The sequence below is a fragment of the Paractinoplanes polyasparticus genome (assembly GCF_019710575.1).
GTDB lineage: Bacteria > Actinomycetota > Actinomycetes > Mycobacteriales > Micromonosporaceae > Actinoplanes > Actinoplanes polyasparticus.
The window spans coordinates 37,583-58,477 of the sequence record NZ_JAHWFK010000001.1 but is presented as its reverse complement, the minus strand read 5'-3'; the positions used below and the strand labels follow the sequence as shown (position 1 = coordinate 58,477).

The window sequence follows — 20,895 nt, the reverse complement described above, 5'->3', positions numbered from 1 at the left end:
GAGGCGGGGCCAACTTCAGCCGTACGAGGCGGATAAACACTTCGACAGGTGATCAGGCTGTGGGTTGTGATGAGTGGGTGGAGATGGGCAGCGCGCTCGTGCGGGGCTGGGCGATGGCCACGGGGTGCAAGGCCAATTGCGCGTACGCCGGCAAGCACGCGTCGGTTGCCGAGCAGACCATCCGTCCGAGCTGCGCGGCGCCGGCCGGATGACGCGTCCACGGTTGTCCGAGGCGCCGGCTGCCGTGCGCGACACGGTTGCCGAGCTGCTCGGCACGGCGGTGCTGACCGAGCGGCCGGCCCAGGGCGGTTTCACTCCCTCGATCGCCTCCGTCGTCGCCGGACGAGCGGGCGTGAGGCGGTTCGTGAAGGCGGCGCCCGTGGGTGCGGGTCTGGGTGAGGCGGTGGAGGCTGGGGTCGTCCTGGCCGACGTCGTGGGGGACATCGGGCCGCGGCTGGTCGGCTCGGCCTCGATCGGAGAATGGCGGGTGGCCGTCTACGAAGTCATCGAGGGGGTGACCGTCGAGAGGTGGGAGCCGAGCGACATCCGGCCCCTGCTCACGCTCCTCGGCCGTCTGCGTGAGCGTGCTGAGCCCTGCCCGGTGGCGGGCACGTCACCGTACGCCGAGGCGTTTGTTCCACTGCTCGGCACGTGGCAGTCCCTGACCGCACCGTCGTCGCCCGATCGATCGGGGCCGTGCGTGTTGCCCACGGTCGATCATGTGCGGGACCTGGCCCTTCCGGTTGACGTTCCGCTGCCGCTGCTCGCCGAGCTGGAGAGCCGTTGGTCTTCGGTGTTGCGGCCCGGTCGCGCGCTGCACCACGGCGATCTGCGCCGCGACAACGTCATCCGCGAACCGGACGGTCGGCTCCGCATCGTGGACTGGACGCACCTGTGGACCGCGCCGGGCTGGATGGACCTGGTACGACTGGCCCCCGACGTCGCCGCCTGCGGCCACGACCCGGAGGCCCTTCTGCGGAACTCCCCGTGGGCCGGCGCTCGTGACGATCACGTGAATGTGGCGCTGGCCGGTCTGGCCGGGCGCGCGTGGCGTGAAGGCCACCTCCCCGACCTGCCCGCTGTGCCCGGCCTCCGCGACATGCAGCGAGTTCAAGCGTTCCACCTGCTCCGCTGGCTGGATTTCCGCCAACCGTGAGCCGTCGTCGTCGCAGCGCCCGGGTCAACCGCACCCGAAGGTGGATGACAACGGAGAGATTTGCTGGGCTGGAGGAGCGCAACCACTCACGCAGGTCGCCGTGGTGGGGTGAGCGTTCTGGGCGCGCCAGCGCCCTGCTCGCCCCGCCGCGGCCCTCGACGGGAGTTGCGGTCCGTACCACCCACCCCGCTACGACAGCCTGATCTTGAATCTTGCGTTCGTGAACGCCGGTCGGAGCGATGAACCACCCACTCGGTTGATGCGTACCTCCGTGCGACAACTGTCGGCTGTGGGGGCTTGATAGTGAAAGGCCAGTCGGGCGCCACCCTGCAGAACGTCATTCTCGGCAGCCCGGCTGCCGACGGCGTCCACTGCGCAGGCAGTTGCACGCTCAGCAACGTGCACTGGGAGGACGTCGGCGAGGACGCGGCCACCTTCCGCGGCGCGAACGCGACCGTCGTCATCGCGGGCGGCAGCGCGGCGGCGGCCGACGACAAGGTGTTCCAGGACAATCGGGGTGCCGGGGGGTCGGTGACGATCCGTGACTTCGAGGTGTCCGACTTCGGGAAGTTGTATCGGTCGTGCGGTAACTGTTCGACGCAGGCGGCCCGGACTGTGCGGATGGAGAACATCACGGCGAACACACCGGGTGACACGCTGGCCGGCATCAACGTGAACCTGGGCGACCGGCTCACCATCGACGGCGTGCGGCTGGTCGGCGGCGAGATCGGGCTGTGCGACCTGTTCGAGGGCAACGACACGGGCGACGAGCCGACCAAGATCGGCGAGGGGCCGGACGGCACGAGCTGCGTGGCGACCGGCGTCGAAGGTTCCTAGGCGGGATGGCCCGGATGGGTGATCACCAGCACCGGCTTCGGTGATTGTTTGATCAGGTCGAGCGGCACGCTGCCCAGCAGCCGCTCGGCCACCTTCGGGCGGGTGCTCGAGCCGACCACGACGAGGTCGGCGTTGTGCTGCTTCGCGAACTCGAGCACCGCCGGGACCGGGCGGCCCGACAGCACCGTCACACTGGCCTCGACCCCGGCCTCGGCCAGGCGGCGGGCGAAGGAGGCGGCCGACGCGTACGCGTTGTCGGCGAAGACCTTGCGGGGCAGGGCGGCCAGCCGTTCGAGCTCGACCTCGTCGGCGGCGACGACCGCGACCGTGGCTCCGGTCTGTTTGGCCAGGCCGATCACGGCGTCGGCGAGCCACGGCTGGTCGGCTTCGGGCTTGGCGGCGACGACGATGCGCATCACCTGACGTTACCGGCTTATCGCGACTCGTCGATAGTTCTGACTCGACAGAACCCGAGTTGTGTACCAGCCTTGCCGTTATGGCGGACGTCACAACGCACGAGCAACCCGCGCTCAAGCGCGTCATGGGCCCGGGGCTGCTGCTGCTCTTCGTGGTCGGCGACATTCTCGGCACGGGGGTCTACGCGCTCACCGGCCGGGTCGCGGCGGACGTCGGCGGTGCGGTGTGGCTGCCGTTCCTCTGCGCGTTCGTCGTCGCGCTGCTGACCGCGTTCAGCTACCTCGAACTCGTCACCAAGTACCCACGGGCGGCCGGCGCCGCGCTCTACACGCACAAGGCGTTCGGCATCCACTTCCTGACGTTCATCGTCACCTTCGCCGTGATGTGCTCCGGCCTGACCTCGGCCTCCAGCGCGTCCAAGGCGTTCGCGTCGAACTTCGACGAGGCGTTCGACCTGTCGCTGGGCGACGGCGCCGCGCTGACCGGCATCGCGCTCGGCTTCATGCTGCTGATCGCCCTGGTCAACTTCCGTGGCGTCGGCGAGAGCGTGAAGCTCAACGTGCTGCTCACCTGCGTCGAGCTGACCGGTCTGCTGATCGTCATCTGCATCGGCGCGTGGGCGCTGGGCGGGGGCAACGGCGACCTGTCGCGGCTCACCGACTTCACCGCGGCCGAGGGCGAGTCGGCGTTCTTCTCGGTCACCGCGGCCACGGCGCTGGCGTTCTTCGCCATGGTCGGCTTCGAGGACTCGGTCAACATGGCCGAGGAGACCAAGGATCCCGTACGGATCTTCCCGAAGGTGATGCTGACCGGGCTCTGCATCACCGGTGTCATCTACGTACTGGTCTCGATCTCGTCGGTCGCCCTGGTGTCGCCGGAGGAACTCGGCGAGGGCGACGCACCCCTGCTCAAGGTCGTCGAGGCGGGCGCGGCGGGCTTCCCGCTGTGGATCTTCGCGTTCATCACGATGTTCGCCGTGGCCAACTCGGCCCTGATCAACATGCTGATGGCGAGCCGGCTGCTGTACGGCATGGCCAACGAGCGCGTGCTGCCGCGCGTCCTGGGCAGGGTCCACCCCGGCCGCCGTACGCCATGGGTCGGCATCGTCTTCACCACGCTGATCGCCTTCGGGCTGATCTGGTTCGCCGATCTGTCGGCGCTGGGCGGCACCACGTCGCTGCTGCTGCTCTGCGTGTTCACCGTGGTCAACATCGCCGTCCTGGTGCTGCGCCGCGACCCCGTCGACCACGACCACTTCAAGGCGCCCACGGTCATCCCGGTGATCGGCGCCGTCGCCTGTGCCTACCTGGCCAGCCCGCTCTCCGGCCGGGCGGCGGGCGACTACCGCATCGCCGGCATCCTGCTCGTCATCGGCGTCGTCCTGTGGCTCATCACCTGGCTCTACAACCGCAACGTCCGCCACGAGGACACGACGATCGACCCCACTAATCTGCGCGAGTGAGGCGGGCGACGCTCGGAGCCAGGGCGTGCTTGAGGGCCACGTACACCATGTCGCGGAAGAGCGGGGCCCGGCTGATGCGCATGGCCTCCGACTCGAGCCAGACGAACGTGGGCCGCCACCCGTCGTCGTAGCGGATCAGAGCCTGCAAGCGGGACCGTAGCATCGGATTCTTGATCTTCGGATCTGGTCGATAGCGCGGGATCCGCGCACCGCCCGCCCGCCGGAACTTCTCGTACGCGTCGGCTTCGAGCGGCACGAGCAGGACCAGCCGGCTCGGGGGCAGCAGGCGCATGCACTCGCGCAGCTCCCACAGGGTGCCCTCGCTCGTCCCGGCCGACAGCACCACCAGCCGCGCCTTACGGATCAGGTCGCTGACCGGCTTCTGCCAGTCGTCGAGCGGCAGGTAGACCCGGTCGGCTCCGGCGTAGGGCAGGCGCTCGCCCGGCTCGCCGACCGCGACCAGCGGCCCGATCCGCCGTACGGCCCGGGCGATCTGCTCCTCCTCGCTGCGGCCGGAAACCAGGAACTGGGTGAGCGCCGGCATGGACGGGCGCTCCTGCGGCGCGTCGAGCAGCGCATCGTCGACGAAGCTGCGTAGGTAGAGCACGAAGGGCTCGTCACCGATCGCGGTCGGCGAGTCGAGCACCCGGGCCAGATGGCGGCGCCCGTGGCGGCGCAAATTCAACCCCATCACGTACGCCGGCGCCGAGAGCGCGACGACGGCCGGAGTCAGCACCATCACCGCACCCTCGGTGTCACCCGTCATCAGACGCACGGTCAGAAAGACGCAGAGCCCCGCCACCAGAAGGCACCAAAGGGTTCCACAGAGAATCCACAACCTTCCGATACGCCGTGACTGTCCCTTCGAGAAGGGCGTCCAGGAGCTCAATCGGGGCGGCTCGGGCCGGCGCTCCCGGAACAGGAAGGCCGAGTTCTGCTGCACGAAGAGGGCGAGCATGAGCAGGGTGAACATCTCGGCCGCGTCCAGCCACAGGTGTGACGACGGCGAGAACAGCCGAACCTGGTAGGCCCCGATCGTCATCCGGTCGTCGCGCACCAGCCACAGCGCCCCGGCCACAGCCACCAGGCCGAACAGCAGAACCTGAAGGCTCCCGCCGGCGATCAGCCGGGCTCCCCATTCCCGGTTGACCAGCCGCGTGCCCCGCGTGGTGAGCCCCATCCGCAGCGGCAGCGGATGTCCGTCCCGGAATCGGGACCCCCACCAGACGTCGAACATTCCCGTCGCCGCGAACTGCGCGCCCACGGCGATCATCAGCACCTTGATGATGAGCATCGATGCTCACGGTAGCGGCCCCGCGCCCGCCTGCCCCCGATCCGCGCGGTCGACCCGGTAGGGTCAGCGCGTGACTGACGCGACGGGCGGCAACGACAACTCCACAGTCGACACCTCGACCGCTCATCCGGCGCGCCGCTACAACTACTGGCTGGGCGGCAAGGACAACTTCGCCGCCGACCGCGAGTCGGCCGACGCGATCGAGGCGGTCTTCCCCCACATCCGCACGGCCGCGGTCGAGAATCGTCGCTTCCTGCAGCGCGCCGTCCGCGTGCTCACCCAGGAGCACGGCATCCGGCAGTTCCTCGATGTGGGCACCGGCCTGCCGACGGCCGACAACACCCATCAGGTCGCCCAGCGCATCGAGCCGTCCAGCCGAGTCGTCTACGTCGACAACGACCCGCTCGTGCTCACCCACGCCCGCGCGCTGCTCACCAGCGCCCCCGAGGGCCGCACGGCGTACATCTCGGCCGACCTGCGAGACCCGGAAAGCATCCTGAGCCACGCCGACCTGGTCGCCACCCTCGACCTGAGCCGGCCGGTCGCGGTGATGCTGATCGCGGTGCTGCACTTCGTGCACGACGACGACCAGGCGGACAAGGCGATCGCCACCCTCGTGCGGGCGCTGCCGCCGGGCAGCTTCCTGGCCCTGACCCACGCCACGGCCGACTTCCTGCCGCCCGAGATCGCGGCCGCGCTCACCAGCGGCAAGGTGCGGGGCGCGAGCAGCTTCGAGGGCCGCTCCGGCGCGCAGGTCGCCCGCCTGCTCGACGACAACGGCCTCGAACTGATCGAGCCGGGCCTCACCGTGGTCAGCCAATGGCGTCCCGACCCGGGCGTCACCCCGCCCCCGGCCGAGCACGTCTCCGTCTACGGCGCGGTTGCCCGCAAACTCTGACCCGCGCTCTCCCGTTGGCGTCAACGCGACGGCGTTTTTGTCGGGCGCGGCACGGCTGTGAGGCCTTCCGTGCCAACGCTGAAGTCGCCGGGAACAGGCACGCTGTTGCCCCGGCCGAGCGAGGCGCACCGCGGTCGGGCTCGAGTGGCATGGAGAGACGCATGTCGCCTTTTGGCACGTCTATGGCGTCGACGTGGGAAGCGCAGTCCAATCGCCCTTGTGGAGCGCTACGACTGCTTCCTCTCGTACAGCCACGCGGCCGACGGACGGCTCGCGTCGGCTTTGCGTACGGGCCTGCACGGCTTCGCAAAGCCGTGGTATCGAGTCCGGGCGCTCCGCGTATTTCGTGACGACTCGAGCCTGTCCGCAAGTCCGCACCTGTGGGGGTCTATCGAGCAGGCGCTTCGGTCATCGAGGTGGTTCGTTCTGCTCGCCTCTCCGCGAGCAGCAGCGTCGTCCTGGGTGAACCGTGAGGTCAGCACATGGTGTGAACTCGGCGGCAAAGACCGGCTTCTGATCGTGCTCACCAATGGCGATCTGTGTTGGGATGCAGTGGCCGAGGAGATCGACTGGACGCAAACGACAGCGTTGCCGCCGGCTCTACGCGGATGGTTGACCGAGGAGCCCAGGCACGTCGACGCGCGCTGGGCCACCACCATGGCCGATGTCTCTGTACGCAATCCTCACTTCCGTGAGCTCGTAGCCGATCTGGCCGCGAGCGTTCACGAGCGGCCCAAGGACGACCTCATTGGTGAGGATGTACGTCAGTACCGCCGCACTCGGCGCTTGTTCCACTCGCTTGTCGCGGCGCTCGTCGCTTTCTCGTTGACGGTGTCGGTCACGGCATGGGCTGCGGTGATTCAGCGCGACCGCGCACGGGAAGAGCGCGACATCGCGCTGTCCCGCATGCTTGCCGCCCGTTCGGTAGCCGACCGGCCCGTCCGGCTCGATCGATCGTTGTTGCTCAGCATGGCGGCACTGGACGTGAGGGACACTGCCGAGGCCCGTAGTGCACTGCTGGGCGGAGTGGAGTATCTACCCGAGCTCATCGACTTCCTCCCTTACGGCGACCTTCCGGCGGAAGCCGTGGCCGCTCGCCTCCACATCGTGGCCACCGCTCACGACGGCGATGTGGTGCTGTGGGACAAGCGGACCGCTCGGCCGACCGGCAAGCTTGCCGGCCGTGGGGCGAAGGTGATCAGCATGAGTTTCAGCCTCGATGCGTCGGTCATCACCTCGGTCGATGCGCGAGGCGAGATCACCCGGTGGAGCGTGCGGGATCGCGCTGTCATACGGCGATCGAAGGCCACCTCGTTGCCGATCGATCATGCCGCAATCAATGCCGATGGGTCCCGTGTGGCTCTCTTTGGCGAAGGGGTGGCGACGCTGTGGAACGGCAGGACGTCAACGCCGCTTTCCCTGCCGGGTGGAGAAGTCCACAGCATCGCGATCACCCCCGATGGGCGAACCCTTGCGTACGGCCTGGAAGCGGGCGTCCGGTTCTTTGACCTTCGCCGCAAACGGCCGGTCGGTCCGAATATCGAAGTACCGGTTGGCGACTACAGCCAGCAGGTGAGCGTGCTGGCATTCAGCCCGGACGGAGAGTTCCTCGCCTCCGGTGGCGCAGGCGGCGGAGGGGTTGGCCTCTGGCGGACATCCGACCACGAACCGTTAGCAGGGTTGGGAGACATCGCCGGTGTGCGGCCGCCGGTAACCGCTCTTGAGTTCGTCGATGGAACTTGGGGCCCTGAGTTGGTCGCGGCTGACAGCGAGGGCAGGTTGACCCGGTGGGATGTCACTGACCACCATCAGATCGGCGAGTTGCTGCCGAGCCAGGGCGTGGTTGTCGATCTAGCCGCCGGATCCGATGGTATCGAAATGGTCTCCGCCACAACGGAGGGCGCTGCAGCGCGCTGGGACTTCAGCCGATCGATGCGGCTGGGACGTGGCCTCCTCGAAGGAGCGAGCGAGTTTGCCGGCGCAATAGTCCATGCCCCGAACGGCCATGTCTTGGCGGCTGTCATGGACCGCATCGAGGTGCTCGATCCGCGGACCCGACGGACCGCCAGAAATCCGATCACGGTGGGTGAGGACCTGTTCTTCGAAAGCCTGGCGTTCACCGCCAACGGTGCGGTTCTGGCGGCTGGGATGAGCGACGGACACGTCCGACTGTGGGACGCACGCACTTGGCGCCGGATGGCACCCGACTTGGCAGGTCACACGGGGAGTGTCACCGGTGTGGCCTTCGACGCGCGAGGTGATCTGCTCGCGTCGAGCGGATCAGACGGCAGAATCCTCGCCTGGGACGCGAGCACGTTCAAGCGGTCAGAGTCCGCTCTCATCCGTCACAAGGGGGCGGTGACGGGACTGGCCTTCCAGCCGAACGGCACCCTCCTGGCATCCGCTGGTGAGGACGGCCGGATCCTTCTTCAAGACCCGGATGCGCCCAAACCGACAGCACTATCACTCGCCGCGCATCCCGGCGGCGTCAGCGACCTCGCATTCAGCCCGGACGGAAAGGTGCTGGCCTCAAGCGGCGTCGACGGTCGGGTCGTTCTGTGGGATGTGCGGCGCGGAGCACGGTCAGGGGAGCCGCTCGCTCGAGGTAAGGCCGATCTCGGAGCGGTGGCATTTTCAACCGATGCCACGATGCTGGCGGTTGCTGCCGGCCGGACCGTGGAAATTTGGGACGTAGCGGACCGGCAGATGCTCGGCCATGTGTTGACCGGAACGCTGGACGGACTGTCGAGTCTGGCATTCAGTCCCGACAACACGCTCGCCTGGGGCAGCTTCGCTATCGCACCAACATCCGAGTTGGTGGCCGTCTGGGACGCTCGACCTGCCGCGTGGCGGATGCACGCCTGCGCGATCACACACCGGCAGCTCACCACGCAGGAATGGAACACCCATGTCGGTCCGAACCGGTCGCGTGAGTCGACATGCCGATGAGGGAAGCGTTACGGGGCGGCGTCCGGCCCCGCGAAGCTCCCTCGGAACGAAGTGCTCCGCAGCTGGGACTGGATCGCGTGGCGGTCGATGAGGGACGTGACGGCGGCTATGCGGTGGTCGACGAAGTCGTAGAAGACGTGTTCGGCGAAGGTCAGGCGGACGCCGGCGGCGGGGTACCCGAGGAAGTCGCTCTGCGGGGTGGTGACGAACAGGATGCGACAGGCGATCCGCGTGTCGGTGGCGACGATGATCCTGGCGTCGTAGAACAGGTCGGGGGCGGCGGCCAGATCGTGGGCGATCAGGGCGGCGTACTCGGCTCGGGTGATCGGTTTGTCGTTGTAGGTCAGCCGGTCGTGCACGAACTCGGCCAAGTCGTCGAGACGGCGGTCGTTGAGGGCCCGCAGGTACGCGCGGTAGGTGTCTTCGAGGGTCATGGGGTGATCATGCCTGGCCACAGGATTCTGCCAGTTCGCCCGTGAGTCAATGTCGGGCATGGATGCGGAGAGCAGGCGCCCCACGCGGGCCTCGGCGGGGTTCTGGTTCTTCTCGGCGGCGCTCTACTCGGTGGCGGTCAGCATCGCGTTGCTGGTGCCGCCGGCCGGCCTGCTCCGGCAGGAGGGCGCCTGGGTCGTCGGGCTTCTCGCGGTTCCGGTCCTGCTCAGCTTTCTGGCGGTGCTGGCCCGGGCGCAGCGCATCCTGGTGTGGGGGAGCATCGCTCTTCTGGCCGGGTTCGTGCTCTTCAGCATCGCCTCGGTCGGCCTCGTCTATCTGCCCGCCCTGGTGATGCTGGGCGTGGCGGCGGTCCGGCAGGGCCGCTGACAGCGCCTGTTAGTGGACCGGCGGAAGGGCGAGGGCCGCGCCCGGACGTGGACGCGGCCCTGGTGAGAGCGGGTGGCTAGCCCTTGACGCTGCCGGACATCAGGCCGCGCACGAAGTAGCGCTGCAGCAGCAGGAACACCGTCACGGGCACGATGATGGAGACGAAGGCGCCGGCCGAGAGCAGTTGCCAGGCCGTGCCTCTCGTGCCGCTCAGGTTGGCCAGCTGCAGGGTGATCGGGGCGACTTCGTCACCACCGCCGGCGAACACCAGCGCGACCAGCAGGTCGTTCCAGACCCAGAGGAACTGGAAGATGCCGAACGCGGCCAGCGCGGGAGTGAGCAGCGGCAGCATGACCTTGAAGAAGATCGAGACGTGGCCGGCGCCGTCGACCCGGGCGGCTTCGATCAAGCTGGCCGGGACCTCCCGCATGAAGTTGTGCAGGAGATAGATGGCCAGGGGGAGCGCGAAGGTGGAGTGCGACAGCCACAGCGTCCAGAACGTGCCGCTCAGGTTCACGTTCACGAAGATCTCGAGCAGCGGGATCAGCGTGACCTGCAGGGGAACGATCTGCAGCGCGAAGACGACCAGGAACAGCACGTTGCGGCCCGGGAAGTTGATCCAGGCGAACGAGTACGCCGCCAGGGCCGCCAGCGACATCGGGATGAGCACCGACGGGATGCAGATGATCAGCGAGTTCACGAAGAAGGCGGCCAGGTTGACGCCACCGTCCTCGCCGAAGACCCCGCGGTAGTTGTCCAGCGTGAGCGTCGGATTGCTGAAGAACGTCCACCAGCCGGTCGTCTTGATCGCCCGCTCCGGACGGAACGAGGAGACCAGCAGGCCGAAGGTGGGCAGGGTCCACAGCACGGCCAGGACGATCGCCGCGAGGGACGCCCACGGCGAGCTGAGGCGCTTCTTGGCGATCTGGGACGCGGACAGCTTGTCGGCGGCGAGCGGGGGAGTCGTCGTCACCGGAGTGGCGGTGGTCATCGTGCCTCCGATTGACGCAGCGAGCGGATGTTGTACCAGACGATCGGGATGACCAGCAGGAACAGCAGCGTCGCGAGCGCGGCGCCCAGGCCCTGGTTGTCGGCGTTGAACGTCTGGCGGTAGAACTCGTTCGCCACGACGCTGGTGTTGAAGTTGCCGCCGGTCATCGTCCGCACGATGTCGAAGACCTTCAGCGTTCCGATGCCGATCGTGGTGAGCACCACGACGACGGTCGGCTGCACGCTCGGCAGCGTGATCTTGCGGAACATGCTCCACGCGTTCACGCCGTCGAGGCGGGCCGCCTCGATGATGTCGTCCGGGATGGCCTTGATGGCCGCGGACAGGATGGTCATGGCGAAGCCGGCCTGGATCCAGATCATCACGACGATGAGCAGGAACGAGTTGAGCGGCGACTCGATGAGCAGCTGCACCGGCTTGCCGCCGAACCACACGATGAACTGGTTGATCAGGCCGATCTGCTTCACGTTGCCCTGGTCGGGGCGGTACTCGTACATGAACTTCCAGATCACGCTCGCGGCCACGAACGAGATCGACATGGGCAGGAAGATCAGGGTCTTGGCGAACGACTCGAACCGCGACTTGTCGACCAGGATCGCGTAGACCAGGCCGATCGCGGTGGCCACGAACGGGGTGAGCACCACCCAGAACACCGTGTTCCGCAGCACGGTGAGCTGGTCGGGGTCGGTGAAGATCGTGCTGTAGTTGTCGAATCCGATGAACGCGTCGCCCGCGGCATCGAAGAACGACTGGTAGATGGTGCGAAGGCCGGGATAGATGAGGCCGACCGCCAGCAGCAGGATGACGGGCAGCAGGTAGAGGTAGGCGACCACCCGGTCGCCCTTCCTGCCGCCGAACCGGCCGGCGATGAAGAGGATGACACCCATGACAGCCGCGAACAGCAGAAGCGCCGCGAGCATCTGAAGGATTTTCTCGGGGGTGGTGGAGGCGGTGTTGAACACGCGACCCGGACCTCCTTTGTGCGCTGGAAAAGGAGAGAGAGGTTCGGGGCCGGTCGGAAATGCTCCGACCGGCCCCGGCAGTGCTGGGGAACTACTTCGGCCACGCCTTTTCGATGTTGTTCAGCGTGGTCGCCGTGTCCTGTCCGGTGATCCACTGCGTCGACTGCTTCCAGAACGCGTCCGAGCCCACGGCGGCCGGCATCTGGTCCGAGCCGTCGAAGCGGAAGGTCGCCTTCGGGTCGAGCAGGATGGTGCCGGCGAGCTTGTCGATCGGGTTCGTCAGGTTGTTGGGGTCGAGGCCCTTGTTGGCGCTGACCCAGCCGGACGAGAGCTTCGCCTTGGTGTTGGCCCACACGTCCGACGAGAGGTAGGTCTGGAAGGCCTGAACCTCGGGACGGTCGGCGAAGGCCACCACGAACTCACCAGCGCCGAGAACCGGCTTGGTGGCGGCGTCCTTGCCGGGCAGGTAGAACGCGAAGACGTCGCCGTCCTCGGCCACCTTGGTGCCCTTGGGGAAGTTGGCCGCGTAGAAGCTGGCCTGGCGGTGCAGCGAGCAGGTGCCGTCCAGGATCGGCAGACCCGCGTCCTGGAAGGTGGTGGTGGCGATGCTCTTGACGTCGCCCAGACCGCCGTTGACGTACTGGTCGTTCTTCAGGTAACCGCCGACAGCGTCGAGCGCGGCCGTCGCCTCGGGGCCGTTGAACGGGATCTCGTGGCTGACCCACTTGTCGTACGTCTCCGGGTCGCTGGTCCGGAGCATGAAGTCTTCCATCCAGTCGGTGACCGGCCAACCGGTCGCGTCACCACTGCCGATGCCGGCGCACCACGGCTTCTTCTTGTCCGCCACCATCTTGTCGGACAGAGCCTTCAGCTCGTCCAGCGTGGTCGGAACGGTGTAGCCCGAGTCCTTGAACTCGGAGGGCGAATACCACACCAGCGACTTGACGCTGGCGCCCAGCGGGGCGCCGTAGAACTTGCCGTCGATCGTGGTGTAGGCCTTCCAGGCCTTGTCCCAGTTCTTGTCCACGTTGGCGGCGGTGTCCGCCGGCGCGGCCACGGCCTTGCCGGTGGCCACCAGCTGCTTGACCAGACCCGGCTGGGGCACGATCGCGAGGTCCGGCGGGTTGCCGGCGCGGGCCCGCACCAGAATCTGCGTCTCGAACGACTTGTCGCCCTCGTACTTGATCGTGGCGCCGGTGCAATTCTCGAAGGGCTTGTACGACTCGATGTGCGGAGTGTCCTCCGGAGTCACAATGCCCGTGTAGATCGTGACCGTCTTGCCCTTGAGGTCGCCGAATTTGGTGTATGGCGCACAGTCGATTGCCGACGCCGAAGCGTCGGTGCTCGCGCTGTCGTCGTCGCTGCCACCGCCGCAAGCTGCGAGGCCGAAGACCAGCCCCGCGCTCAGCGTGCCGGCGAGCGCGGCCCGAATGCGCGGGCTCGTAGGTTGACCGAACATACCGCTCCCTATGTCAAATCGCGCTTCCGACGTCCGGAGACGTCGCCGTCCGAAGCGCTACTTGGATCACAGTCAAGAGGTAACCGGCACGTTGCGCAATGATTTCCGCTTGATCGACTCGGTAACGATACGGCGTCGCTGCTCCGATGACCTTAACCGGTTAAGGTGGAGCCCCTGCTCAGGCCGCGAAAAGCGCCTCATCTGGACCCTAGCCTCAGACAGAACACCCCGCCTCGGATATCGACGAATCTCCGAGGCGGGGTGGTCTGATCGGTGGATGCGGCGGCGCGTCAGCCCGCCATCGCGATGTACTTGTAGCCCAGCCGCTCCATGCGCTCCTGGTCGAGCACGTTGCGGCCGTCGAGGACGATCGGCGTCCGCATGAGACCGACGAACTTGCCCCAGTCGAGTTCGAGATATTGCGCCCATTTGGTCACCAGGACGATGGCGTCGCAGTCGTCGAAGACGCCGTCGAGCGTGTCGCTCAGGTGCGGGGCCATTTCCGGGTATTCGCGGCGGAAACGGTCGCCGGCGATCGGGTCGTGCAGCTTGACCCGGGCGCCCCGGGCGACCAGCAGGCTCGCGATGTCGAGGGCGGGCGAGTCGCGCAGGTCGTCGGTGTTGGGCTTGAACGCGACGCCCAGCAGGCCGATCTTGCGGCCCTTGAGGATGCGCAGCTCGCTCTGCAGCCGCTCGACCGCGATCTCGCGCTGACGCTGGTTGACGTCGCGCGCCGCCTGCACGATCGGCATGTCGTACTTGTACTCGGACGCGGTCGCGATCAGGGCCTTGGTGTCCTTGCCGAAGCAGGAGCCGCCCCAGCCGACGCCGGGCTCGAGGAAGCGCGAGCCGATGCGCTGGTCGAGGCCGATGCCGCGGGCGACCTCGGTGATGTCGGCGCCGACCTTGCCGGCCAGCTGGCCGATCTCGTTCACGTAGCTGATCTTGAGCGCCAGGAACGCGTTGGCCGCGTACTTGATCAGCTCGGCCGACGCGAGGTCGGTCGACACCAGCGGGACGGCCGTGGTGTCGTCCGGCCGGGGCTGGAACGAGGGCGGGGTGAAGGTCTGGTTGATCAGCGGGCGGTAGAGCTGGTTGAGCACCTCGAGCGCGCGCGGGTTGTCCGAGCCGATGACGATGCGGTCGGGGAACAGCGTGTCGTGGATGGCGTTGCCCTCACGCAGGAACTCCGGATTCGACGCGACCGAGAATTCGCAGTTCTCGGGGCGGTCGGTGCGGGTGGCGAACGAATCGCGCAGAATCGCGTCGACCCAGTTGCCGCTGCCGATCGGAACGGTCGACTTGTTGACCACGACGGTGAACTCGTGGTCGAGGCTCTGAGCCACGCTCTCGGCGGCCGAGCGCAGGTAGCGCAGGTCGGGGCTGCCGTCGGGGGCGGACGGGGTCTGCACGGCGACGAAGACGACGTCGGCGCCGGGGACGCCCTCGGCGTAGCTGGTGGTGAAGGTCAGGTTCTGCGCGGCCTCGGCCAGCAGCTCCTCCATGCCGGGCTCGTAGATCGGGCAGCGCCCGCCCCGCAGCATGTCGACCTTCTCCTGGTCGAGGTCGACGCAGGTCACCTCGTGTCCCAGGAAGGCCAGACTCACTCCGGTGGTGAGACCGACGTAGCCCGTGCCCACAACACAAACCTTCATCAAATGCTCCTCCGCTGCGGGCTCCGCTGGGGGACGCGGGTCCGCTCCCGTAATCACGGCCAGATGATACACAGCGTAGAAAAACGTCGCGCAAATCCCTGACGTACCGTTATCGGTTCATTCCTTAGAGTTGCCGCGTGTTGTTCCGATTCATTTAGCTATTGAGAAACCCGAATGCCCGCCGCGGTTTGCCGCGCCTGTGCGGGGCCGGTACCCGCCCCGCGCGTGATCATGCCGCCGGCGGACAGCAGGCCGGCCAAGATATGCACGATTGTCAACTCCTGGTTTCCAGGGCTTGACAGAAAGATGTCGGGCCCACGACGCTGCTGGGAGCGCTCCCATGTGGAAGCTCGTCGATGGAAGGCTCTTGGATGCGTCGATCCACCATTGCCGCGGTCGTCACCGCCGTGCTGCTCAGCTCGGCCGCTGTCGCCCTGGCGCGGCCGCTCGGCGCGTCCGCGGCAGCGTCCGACCCGTACGTCTGGAGGAACGTCCGCATCGACGGCGGAGGCTTCGTGCCGGGGGTCGTCTTCAACCCCGGTGAGCGCGATCTCATCTACGCCCGCACCGACATCGGCGGCGCCTATCGCTGGAACCAGAGCGGCCAGAGCTGGACGCCGCTGCTCGACTGGGTGGGACAGGACGACTGGGGCTACAACGGCGTGCTCAGCATCGCGCCCGACCCGGTCGACACGAACCGGGTGTACGCGGCGGTCGGCATGTACACGAACAGCTGGGACCCGGACAACGGGGCGATCCTGCGCTCGTCCGACAAGGGAAACACCTGGCAGACGGCCGTCCTGCCGTTCAAGAACGGCGGCAACATGCCGGGCCGGGGCATGGGGGAGCGGCTCGCGGTCGATCCGCACGACAACCGGAAGGTCTATTTCGCCGCGGAGGGTGGAAACGGGCTGTGGCGGAGCACCGATCACGGCGCGACCTGGGCGAAGGTGACGAACTTCCCGAACGCCGGCAACTACGTGCAGGACCCGGCCGACCCCAACGGCTATCTGAGCCAGAACCAGGGCCTGACCTGGGTGACCTTTGGCGCCGCGAACCAGATCTACGTCGGCGTGGCGGACAAGCAGAACCCCGTTTACCGTTCGCTCGACGGCGGCGCGACCTGGGAGCGCATCCCCGGCCAGCCCACCGGCTACCTCGCACACAAGGGCGTCGTCGCCGGCAACCATCTGTTCATCGCCACCAGCGACACCGGCGGTCCGTACGACGGCGGCGCGGGTCAGGTGCAGCGGTTCGACACGACCACCGGCGCCTGGACGGACATCTCGCCCACGCCGGCCTCGGCCTCGCCGTACTACGGATATTCGGGCCTGACCGTCGACCGGCAGAAACCGGGCACGCTCATGGTCGCCACGCAGATCTCGTGGTGGCCCGACGCGATCTTCTTCCGCAGCACCGACAACGGCGCCACCTGGACCCGGATCTGGGACTTCGACGGCTACCCGTCGGTGTCGAAGCGCTACTCCATGGACATCTCGGCCAACCCGTGGCTCGACTTCAACACCAACCCGCAGCCGCCGGAGTCGACGCCGAAGCTCGGCTGGATGAACGAGTCGCTCGAGATCGACCCGTTCGACTCCGACCGCATGCTCTACGGCACCGGCGCGACGATCTACGGCACCACCGAGCTGACCAACTGGGACAGGAACACCACGTTCACCATCAAGCCGATGGCCCGGGGCCTCGAGGAGACGGCCGTCCTCGACCTGGCCAGTCCACCCTCGGGGGCGCCACTGGTGAGCGCGCTGGGCGACATCGGCGGCTTCCATCACGCGTCGCTCGACACGGTGCAGCCGAACTTCCACGACACGCCGGCGCTGGGCAGCAACACGTCGCTGGACTTCGCCGAGCTCAGCCCGGCGGTCTTCGCCCGGGTCGGCAACGCGGACGTGGCCCCGCACATCGGCATCTCGTCCGACGGCGGCAAGAACTGGTACCAGGGCCAGGAACCGTCCGGAGTGACCGGGGGCGGGACCATCGCCGTCGGCGCCGACGCCACCGCGATGGTGTGGTCGCCGCAGGGGGTGGGCGTCCACCACTCGACCACGCGGGGCAGCTCGTGGACGGCCTCGAGCGGCATCCCGGCCGGCGCGATCGTCGAGAGCGACCGCGTCGACCCCAGAACCTTCTATGCGTACGCGGCGGGAAAGTTCTACACCAGCAAGGACGGCGGGGCCTCGTTCACGGCTTCGGCGGCCACCCTCCCGGGGGCCGGCCGGCTGCACTTCAAGGCGGTGCCCGGCGCGCAGGGTGAGGTCTGGTTCGCGGGGGAGAGCGGACTGTTGCGCTCGACCGACTCCGGAGCGTCGTTCACCCGGATCGCTTCGGTGACCGCCGGTATCAACGTCGCGTTCGGCAAGGCGGCGCCGGGCTCCACCCGCCCGACGGTCTTCCTGGTCGGCACGGTCGACGGGGTGACCGGCGTCTTCCGCTCCGGCGACAGCGGCACGAGCTGGGTGCGGATCAACGACGACGAGCACCAGTACGGCAACGCCGGTGACGCCCTGGCCGGCGATCCCCGCGTCTACGGCCGGGTCTACCTCGGCACCAACGGGCGCGGAATCCTTTACGCCGACCCGGTATCGACCCCCACCACGCCGCCCACGGTGTCGCCACCGACTTCCACCCCGCCGCCGACCACCCCGCCGCCGACCACCCCGCCGCCGACCTCGACGCCGCCTCCCTCGGGTGGTTGCGAGGCAACGTACAAAGTGACCGGCCTTTGGAGCGGCGGCTTCCAAGGCGAGGTGACCGTCAAGAACACGGGATCGTCCCCGACCGCCGCGTGGACCGTCGGCTGGACCTACGGCGGCGGCCAGACCATCTCCCAGCTGTGGGGCGGCGCCCACACGCAGACCGGCACCGCGGTCAGCGTGCGCAACGCCTCCTGGAACGGCGCCCTGGCCGCGGGCGCGAGCACCACCTTCGGCTTCCTCGGAGGCCTCAGCGGCAGCGCCAATCCCGTCCCCTCCCCGGTCACCTGCGCCCCGGCGTAGCGCGCCTCCCCACGGAAAGGAACTCCCCGTGCAAGTAAGAGCCCCCATCAGACGCCGTTTGCGTCGCGGGATGGCCGTCACCGGCGCCGCCGTCCTCGGCGCCGGCGCGGCCCTCGTGGCCGGCGTCCCCGCCCTGGCCGCACCGAGCTGCACCGTCGTCTACAAGGTGCAGAGCCAGTGGACCGGCGGCTTCACCGGCGACATCGCCATCACCAACACCGGCGACCCGGTGTCCACCTGGAAGCTCGACTACGACTTCCCGGACGCCGCCCAGCGGGTCACCCAGGGCTGGAGCGGCGTCTACAGCCAGAGCGGCCAGCGCGTCACCGTGAACAACGCGGCCTGGAACGGCAGCCTGGGCACCAACGGCACGGTCAGCACGGGCTTCAACGGCACGTTCGGGTCGGCCAACCCGGTGCCGACGGCGTTCACGCTCAACGGCACCCGCTGCAACGGCCCGGCCAACGCGCCGACGGTCGAGATCAGCAGCCCAGCGGCGAACACCCGCTACACCGCGCCGGCCTCGATCCCGATCACGGCGGTGCCGACCGTGCCGTCCGGCGGCTCGATCAGCAAGGTCGAGTTCTACCACGACGGGCTGCTGCTCAACACGGACACGGCCGCGCCGTACACGTACACCTGGACCGGGGTTCCGGCCCAGACCGCGGCCTATCAGCTGCAGGCCATCGCGTACGACGCCACCGGCGGTAAGAGCAACACCGCGGCGGTGCCCGTGTTCGTGGACGCGGCCACCACCCCGGCGGTCGTCACCGATGCCACCTCGGTGAGCGTCTCGCCCGGCGGCAGCGCGATGTTCAAGCTGGCGCTCTCCAAGGCTCCGACGGCCGACGTGACCGTGGCGGTCGCCCGCAGCACCGGCGCCACCACCGTCTCGGCCGCGCCGGCGTCGCTCACCTTCACCCCGTCGAACTGGAACACCGGTCAGACCGTCACGGTCGCGGCCACCAGCGCGGCGGCGATCGGCGCGACGGCCGCGTTCTCGGCCACCGCGAGCGGGCACACCGCCGCGACGGTCAACGCGACGGTCGTCCGGGAAGGGGCAGCCGACGCCCGGTTCACCCAGATGTACAACGACATCAAGAACCCGGCCAACGGCTACTTCAGCCCCGACGGCGTGCCCTACCACTCGATCGAGACGCTGATCGACGAGGCGCCCGACCACGGCCACGAGACCACCTCCGAGGCGTTCAGCTACTGGCTGTGGCTCGAGGCGGAGTACGGGCACACGTCGGGTGACTGGGCGCCGTTCAACAGCGCCTGGGCGACGATGGAGAAGTACATCATCCCGTCGCACGCCGACCAGCCGACCAACGACAAGTACGACGCGTCCAAGCCGGCGACCTACGCGGCCGAGTACCCGCTGCCTTCGCAGTACCCGTCGCAGCTCGACCCGAGCGTCTCGGTGGGCAACGACCCGCTGGCGTCGGAGCTGAAGAGCGCGTACGGCACCTCCGACATCTACGGCATGCACTGGCTGCTCGACGTGGACAACACGTACGGTTTCGGCCGCTGCGGCGACGGCACCACGCGCAACGTCTACATCAACACGTTCCAGCGCGGCCCGCAGGAGTCGACGTTCGAGACCGTGCCCCAGCCCAGCTGTGACACGTTCAAGCACGGCGGCCCCAACGGCTACCTCGACCTGTTCACCAAGGACACCAGCTACGCCAAGCAATGGAAGTACACCAACGCCCCGGACGCGGACTCGCGCGCGGTGCAGGCGGCGTACTGGGCGTTGACCTGGGCCACCGAGCAGGGCAAGCAGTCGCAGCTGACCGCGGCCGTGGCCAACGCGGCCAAGATGGGCGACTACCTGCGCTACTCCTTCTACGACAAGTACTTCAAGCAGCCGGGCTGCGCCTCGACCTCGTGCGCGGCGGGCAACGGCAAGAACTCCTCCAGCAACCTGATGTCCTGGTACTACGCCTGGGGTGGCGCGACCGACACCAACGCCGGCTGGGCGTGGCGGATCGGCTCGAGCACCAGCCACTTCGGCTACCAGAACCCGATGGCCGCCTACGTCCTGTCCAACGTCAGCGCCTTCGCTCCGAAGTCGCCGACGGCCAAGGCGGACTGGCAGGCCAGCCTGAACCGGCAGCTCGAGTTCTACCAGTGGCTGCAGTCGTCCGAGGGCGCGATCGCCGGCGGCGCGACGAACAGCTGGAACGGCAGCTACCAGGCCCGGCCGGCCGGCACGCCGACGTTCTACGGACTCGCGTACGTGGAAGCCCCGGTCTACGAGGACCCGCCGTCGAACCGCTGGTTCGGCATGCAGACCTGGTCGCTGGAGCGGCTGGCCGAGTACTACTACCTGACCAACGACGCCAAGGCCAAGTCGGTGCTCGACAAGTGGGTGCCGTGGGCGCTGGAGAACAGCACCATCAGCGCCACCGACTTCTCGATCCCGTCCGACATGGCGTGGTCGGGCGCCCCGGCCACCTGGAACGCGTCGTCGCCGGCGCCCAACACCAACCTGCACGTCACGGTGACCAGCCACGGCCAGGACCTCGGCGTGGCGGGCTCGTTCGCCAAGCTGCTGACCTACTACGCGGCCAAGTCGGGCAGCGCCTCGGCCAAGACGGCGGCCAAGAACCTGCTCGACGCGATCTGGACCAAGAAGGACTCGAAGGGCGTGTCCGTCACCGAGACCCGCGCCGACTACAACCGGATGGACGACACCTACAACGCGTCGACCGGTCAGGGCATCTACATCCCGCCGGGCTGGACCGGCAAGATGCCGAACGGCGACGAGATCAAGCCGGGCGTGTCCTTCCTGGACATCCGGTCCTTCTACAAGAACGACCCGGACTACCCGAAGGTCGACGCCTACCTGAAGGGCGGCCCGGCGCCGACGTTCAACTACCACCGCTTCTGGGCCCAGGTCGACGTGGCCACCGGCTACGCCGACTTCGCCCGGCTCTTCCCCAACGGATAGGAGGT

Annotated in this window: 15 protein-coding genes; 8 read left to right on the top strand and 7 right to left on the bottom strand. The window is 68.0% G+C overall.

The window, feature by feature from the left end; genetic code table 11:
• The first annotated feature begins 208 nt into the window (after nt 1-208).
• Together KXC43_RS00240 and KXC43_RS00235 are read left to right on the top strand one after the other, a co-directional pair.
• Nucleotides 209-1,156, top strand: a complete 948-nt coding sequence (locus tag KXC43_RS00240; protein WP_221373793.1) for a phosphotransferase — start codon at nt 209-211, stop codon at nt 1,154-1,156.
• A gap of 303 nt (nt 1,157-1,459) precedes the next feature.
• On the top strand, nt 1,460-1,993 hold the full coding sequence (locus tag KXC43_RS00235) for a pectate lyase (protein WP_308128901.1): 534 nt from the start codon (nt 1,460-1,462) through the stop codon (nt 1,991-1,993).
• On the opposite strand, the gene KXC43_RS00230 is transcribed toward KXC43_RS00235, so the two are convergent.
• Nucleotides 1,990-2,409 (bottom strand): universal stress protein, encoded by a 420-nt coding sequence (locus KXC43_RS00230; RefSeq protein WP_221373791.1) that lies wholly within the window; start codon nt 2,407-2,409, stop codon nt 1,990-1,992. The two genes, KXC43_RS00235 and KXC43_RS00230, sit on opposite strands and share 4 nt — an antisense overlap.
• A gap of 80 nt (nt 2,410-2,489) precedes the next feature.
• On the opposite strand from KXC43_RS00230, the gene KXC43_RS00225 reads away from it, so the two are divergent.
• Nucleotides 2,490-3,872, top strand: coding sequence for an APC family permease (locus KXC43_RS00225; protein WP_221373790.1), 1,383 nt, complete (start codon nt 2,490-2,492; stop codon nt 3,870-3,872).
• Here KXC43_RS00225 and KXC43_RS00220 read toward each other — a convergent pair.
• Nucleotides 3,856-5,166 carry a hypothetical protein gene (locus KXC43_RS00220; RefSeq protein WP_221373789.1) on the bottom strand — a complete coding sequence of 437 codons (1,311 nt, stop codon included), beginning with the start codon at nt 5,164-5,166 and terminating at the stop codon, nt 3,856-3,858. The two genes, KXC43_RS00225 and KXC43_RS00220, sit on opposite strands and share 17 nt — an antisense overlap.
• Before the next feature lie 70 nt (nt 5,167-5,236).
• Between KXC43_RS00220 and KXC43_RS00215 the strand changes: the two genes are divergently transcribed.
• Together KXC43_RS00215 and KXC43_RS00210 are read left to right on the top strand one after the other, a co-directional pair.
• Nucleotides 5,237-6,064: an SAM-dependent methyltransferase gene (locus tag KXC43_RS00215; RefSeq protein WP_221373788.1), complete on the top strand. Its 828-nt coding sequence runs from the start codon at nt 5,237-5,239 to the stop codon at nt 6,062-6,064.
• 57 nt (nt 6,065-6,121) lie between these two features.
• The gene (locus tag KXC43_RS00210) at nt 6,122-9,013 is read left to right on the top strand and encodes a TIR domain-containing protein (RefSeq protein ID WP_308128900.1); all 2,892 of its coding nucleotides are present in this window, start codon (nt 6,122-6,124) and stop codon (nt 9,011-9,013) included.
• Between the two features lie 8 nt (nt 9,014-9,021).
• Here the strand turns inward: KXC43_RS00210 and KXC43_RS00205 are convergent, their stop codons facing one another.
• Nucleotides 9,022-9,447: an ester cyclase gene (locus tag KXC43_RS00205; protein ID WP_221373786.1), complete on the bottom strand. Its 426-nt coding sequence runs from the start codon at nt 9,445-9,447 to the stop codon at nt 9,022-9,024.
• 58 nt (nt 9,448-9,505) lie between these two features.
• On the opposite strand from KXC43_RS00205, the gene KXC43_RS00200 reads away from it, so the two are divergent.
• Nucleotides 9,506-9,832, top strand: coding sequence for a hypothetical protein (locus KXC43_RS00200; protein WP_221373785.1), 327 nt, complete (start codon nt 9,506-9,508; stop codon nt 9,830-9,832).
• A gap of 76 nt (nt 9,833-9,908) precedes the next feature.
• Here KXC43_RS00200 and KXC43_RS00195 read toward each other — a convergent pair whose 3' ends face one another.
• The 4 genes from KXC43_RS00195 to KXC43_RS00180 all read right to left on the bottom strand — a co-directional run bounded on the left by KXC43_RS00195 (nt 9,909) and on the right by KXC43_RS00180 (nt 14,917).
• Nucleotides 9,909-10,823 carry a carbohydrate ABC transporter permease gene (locus KXC43_RS00195; RefSeq protein ID WP_221373784.1) on the bottom strand — a complete coding sequence of 305 codons (915 nt, stop codon included), beginning with the start codon at nt 10,821-10,823 and terminating at the stop codon, nt 9,909-9,911.
• Nucleotides 10,820-11,761: a carbohydrate ABC transporter permease gene (locus tag KXC43_RS00190; RefSeq protein WP_221374692.1), complete on the bottom strand. Its 942-nt coding sequence runs from the start codon at nt 11,759-11,761 to the stop codon at nt 10,820-10,822. The genes KXC43_RS00195 and KXC43_RS00190 overlap by 4 nt, the downstream gene beginning before the upstream one ends.
• A 133-nt stretch (nt 11,762-11,894) precedes the next feature.
• The gene (locus KXC43_RS00185) at nt 11,895-13,262 is read right to left on the bottom strand and encodes an ABC transporter substrate-binding protein (RefSeq protein WP_221373783.1); all 1,368 of its coding nucleotides are present in this window, start codon (nt 13,260-13,262) and stop codon (nt 11,895-11,897) included.
• Nucleotides 13,263-13,552: 290 nt separating this feature from the next.
• The gene (locus tag KXC43_RS00180; RefSeq protein ID WP_221373782.1) at nt 13,553-14,917 is read right to left on the bottom strand and encodes a UDP-glucose dehydrogenase family protein; all 1,365 of its coding nucleotides are present in this window, start codon (nt 14,915-14,917) and stop codon (nt 13,553-13,555) included.
• A 371-nt stretch (nt 14,918-15,288) separates the two neighbouring features.
• Between KXC43_RS00180 and KXC43_RS00175 the strand changes: the two genes are divergently transcribed.
• Nucleotides 15,289-17,934, top strand: a complete 2,646-nt coding sequence (locus KXC43_RS00175; RefSeq protein ID WP_221373781.1) for a cellulose-binding domain-containing protein — start codon at nt 15,289-15,291, stop codon at nt 17,932-17,934.
• Between the two features lie 70 nt (nt 17,935-18,004).
• Nucleotides 18,005-20,890: a glycoside hydrolase family 48 protein gene (locus KXC43_RS00170; protein WP_221373780.1), complete on the top strand. Its 2,886-nt coding sequence runs from the start codon at nt 18,005-18,007 to the stop codon at nt 20,888-20,890.
• The last annotated feature ends 5 nt before the right edge of the window (nt 20,891-20,895 follow it).

What these genes read in the sequence shown, in the direction of transcription:
- KXC43_RS00240 (WP_221373793.1), top strand. Translation starts at nt 209, where the DNA reads ATGACGCGTCCACGGTTGTCCGAGGCGCCGGCTGCCGTGCGCGACACG.
- KXC43_RS00230 (WP_221373791.1), bottom strand. Translation starts at nt 2,409, where the DNA reads ATGCGCATCGTCGTCGCCGCCAAGCCCGAAGCCGACCAGCCGTGGCTC.
- KXC43_RS00225 (WP_221373790.1), top strand. Translation starts at nt 2,490, where the DNA reads ATGGCGGACGTCACAACGCACGAGCAACCCGCGCTCAAGCGCGTCATG.
- KXC43_RS00220 (WP_221373789.1), bottom strand. Translation starts at nt 5,166, where the DNA reads ATGCTCATCATCAAGGTGCTGATGATCGCCGTGGGCGCGCAGTTCGCG.
- KXC43_RS00205 (WP_221373786.1), bottom strand. Translation starts at nt 9,447, where the DNA reads ATGACCCTCGAAGACACCTACCGCGCGTACCTGCGGGCCCTCAACGAC.
- KXC43_RS00200 (WP_221373785.1), top strand. Translation starts at nt 9,506, where the DNA reads ATGGATGCGGAGAGCAGGCGCCCCACGCGGGCCTCGGCGGGGTTCTGG.
- KXC43_RS00195 (WP_221373784.1), bottom strand. Translation starts at nt 10,823, where the DNA reads ATGACCACCGCCACTCCGGTGACGACGACTCCCCCGCTCGCCGCCGAC.
- KXC43_RS00190 (WP_221374692.1), bottom strand. Translation starts at nt 11,761, where the DNA reads ATGCTCGCGGCGCTTCTGCTGTTCGCGGCTGTCATGGGTGTCATCCTC.
- KXC43_RS00185 (WP_221373783.1), bottom strand. Translation starts at nt 13,262, where the DNA reads ATGTTCGGTCAACCTACGAGCCCGCGCATTCGGGCCGCGCTCGCCGGC.
- KXC43_RS00180 (WP_221373782.1), bottom strand. Translation starts at nt 14,917, where the DNA reads ATGAAGGTTTGTGTTGTGGGCACGGGCTACGTCGGTCTCACCACCGGA.
- KXC43_RS00175 (WP_221373781.1), top strand. Translation starts at nt 15,289, where the DNA reads ATGCGTCGATCCACCATTGCCGCGGTCGTCACCGCCGTGCTGCTCAGC.
- KXC43_RS00170 (WP_221373780.1), top strand. Translation starts at nt 18,005, where the DNA reads ATGGCCGTCACCGGCGCCGCCGTCCTCGGCGCCGGCGCGGCCCTCGTG.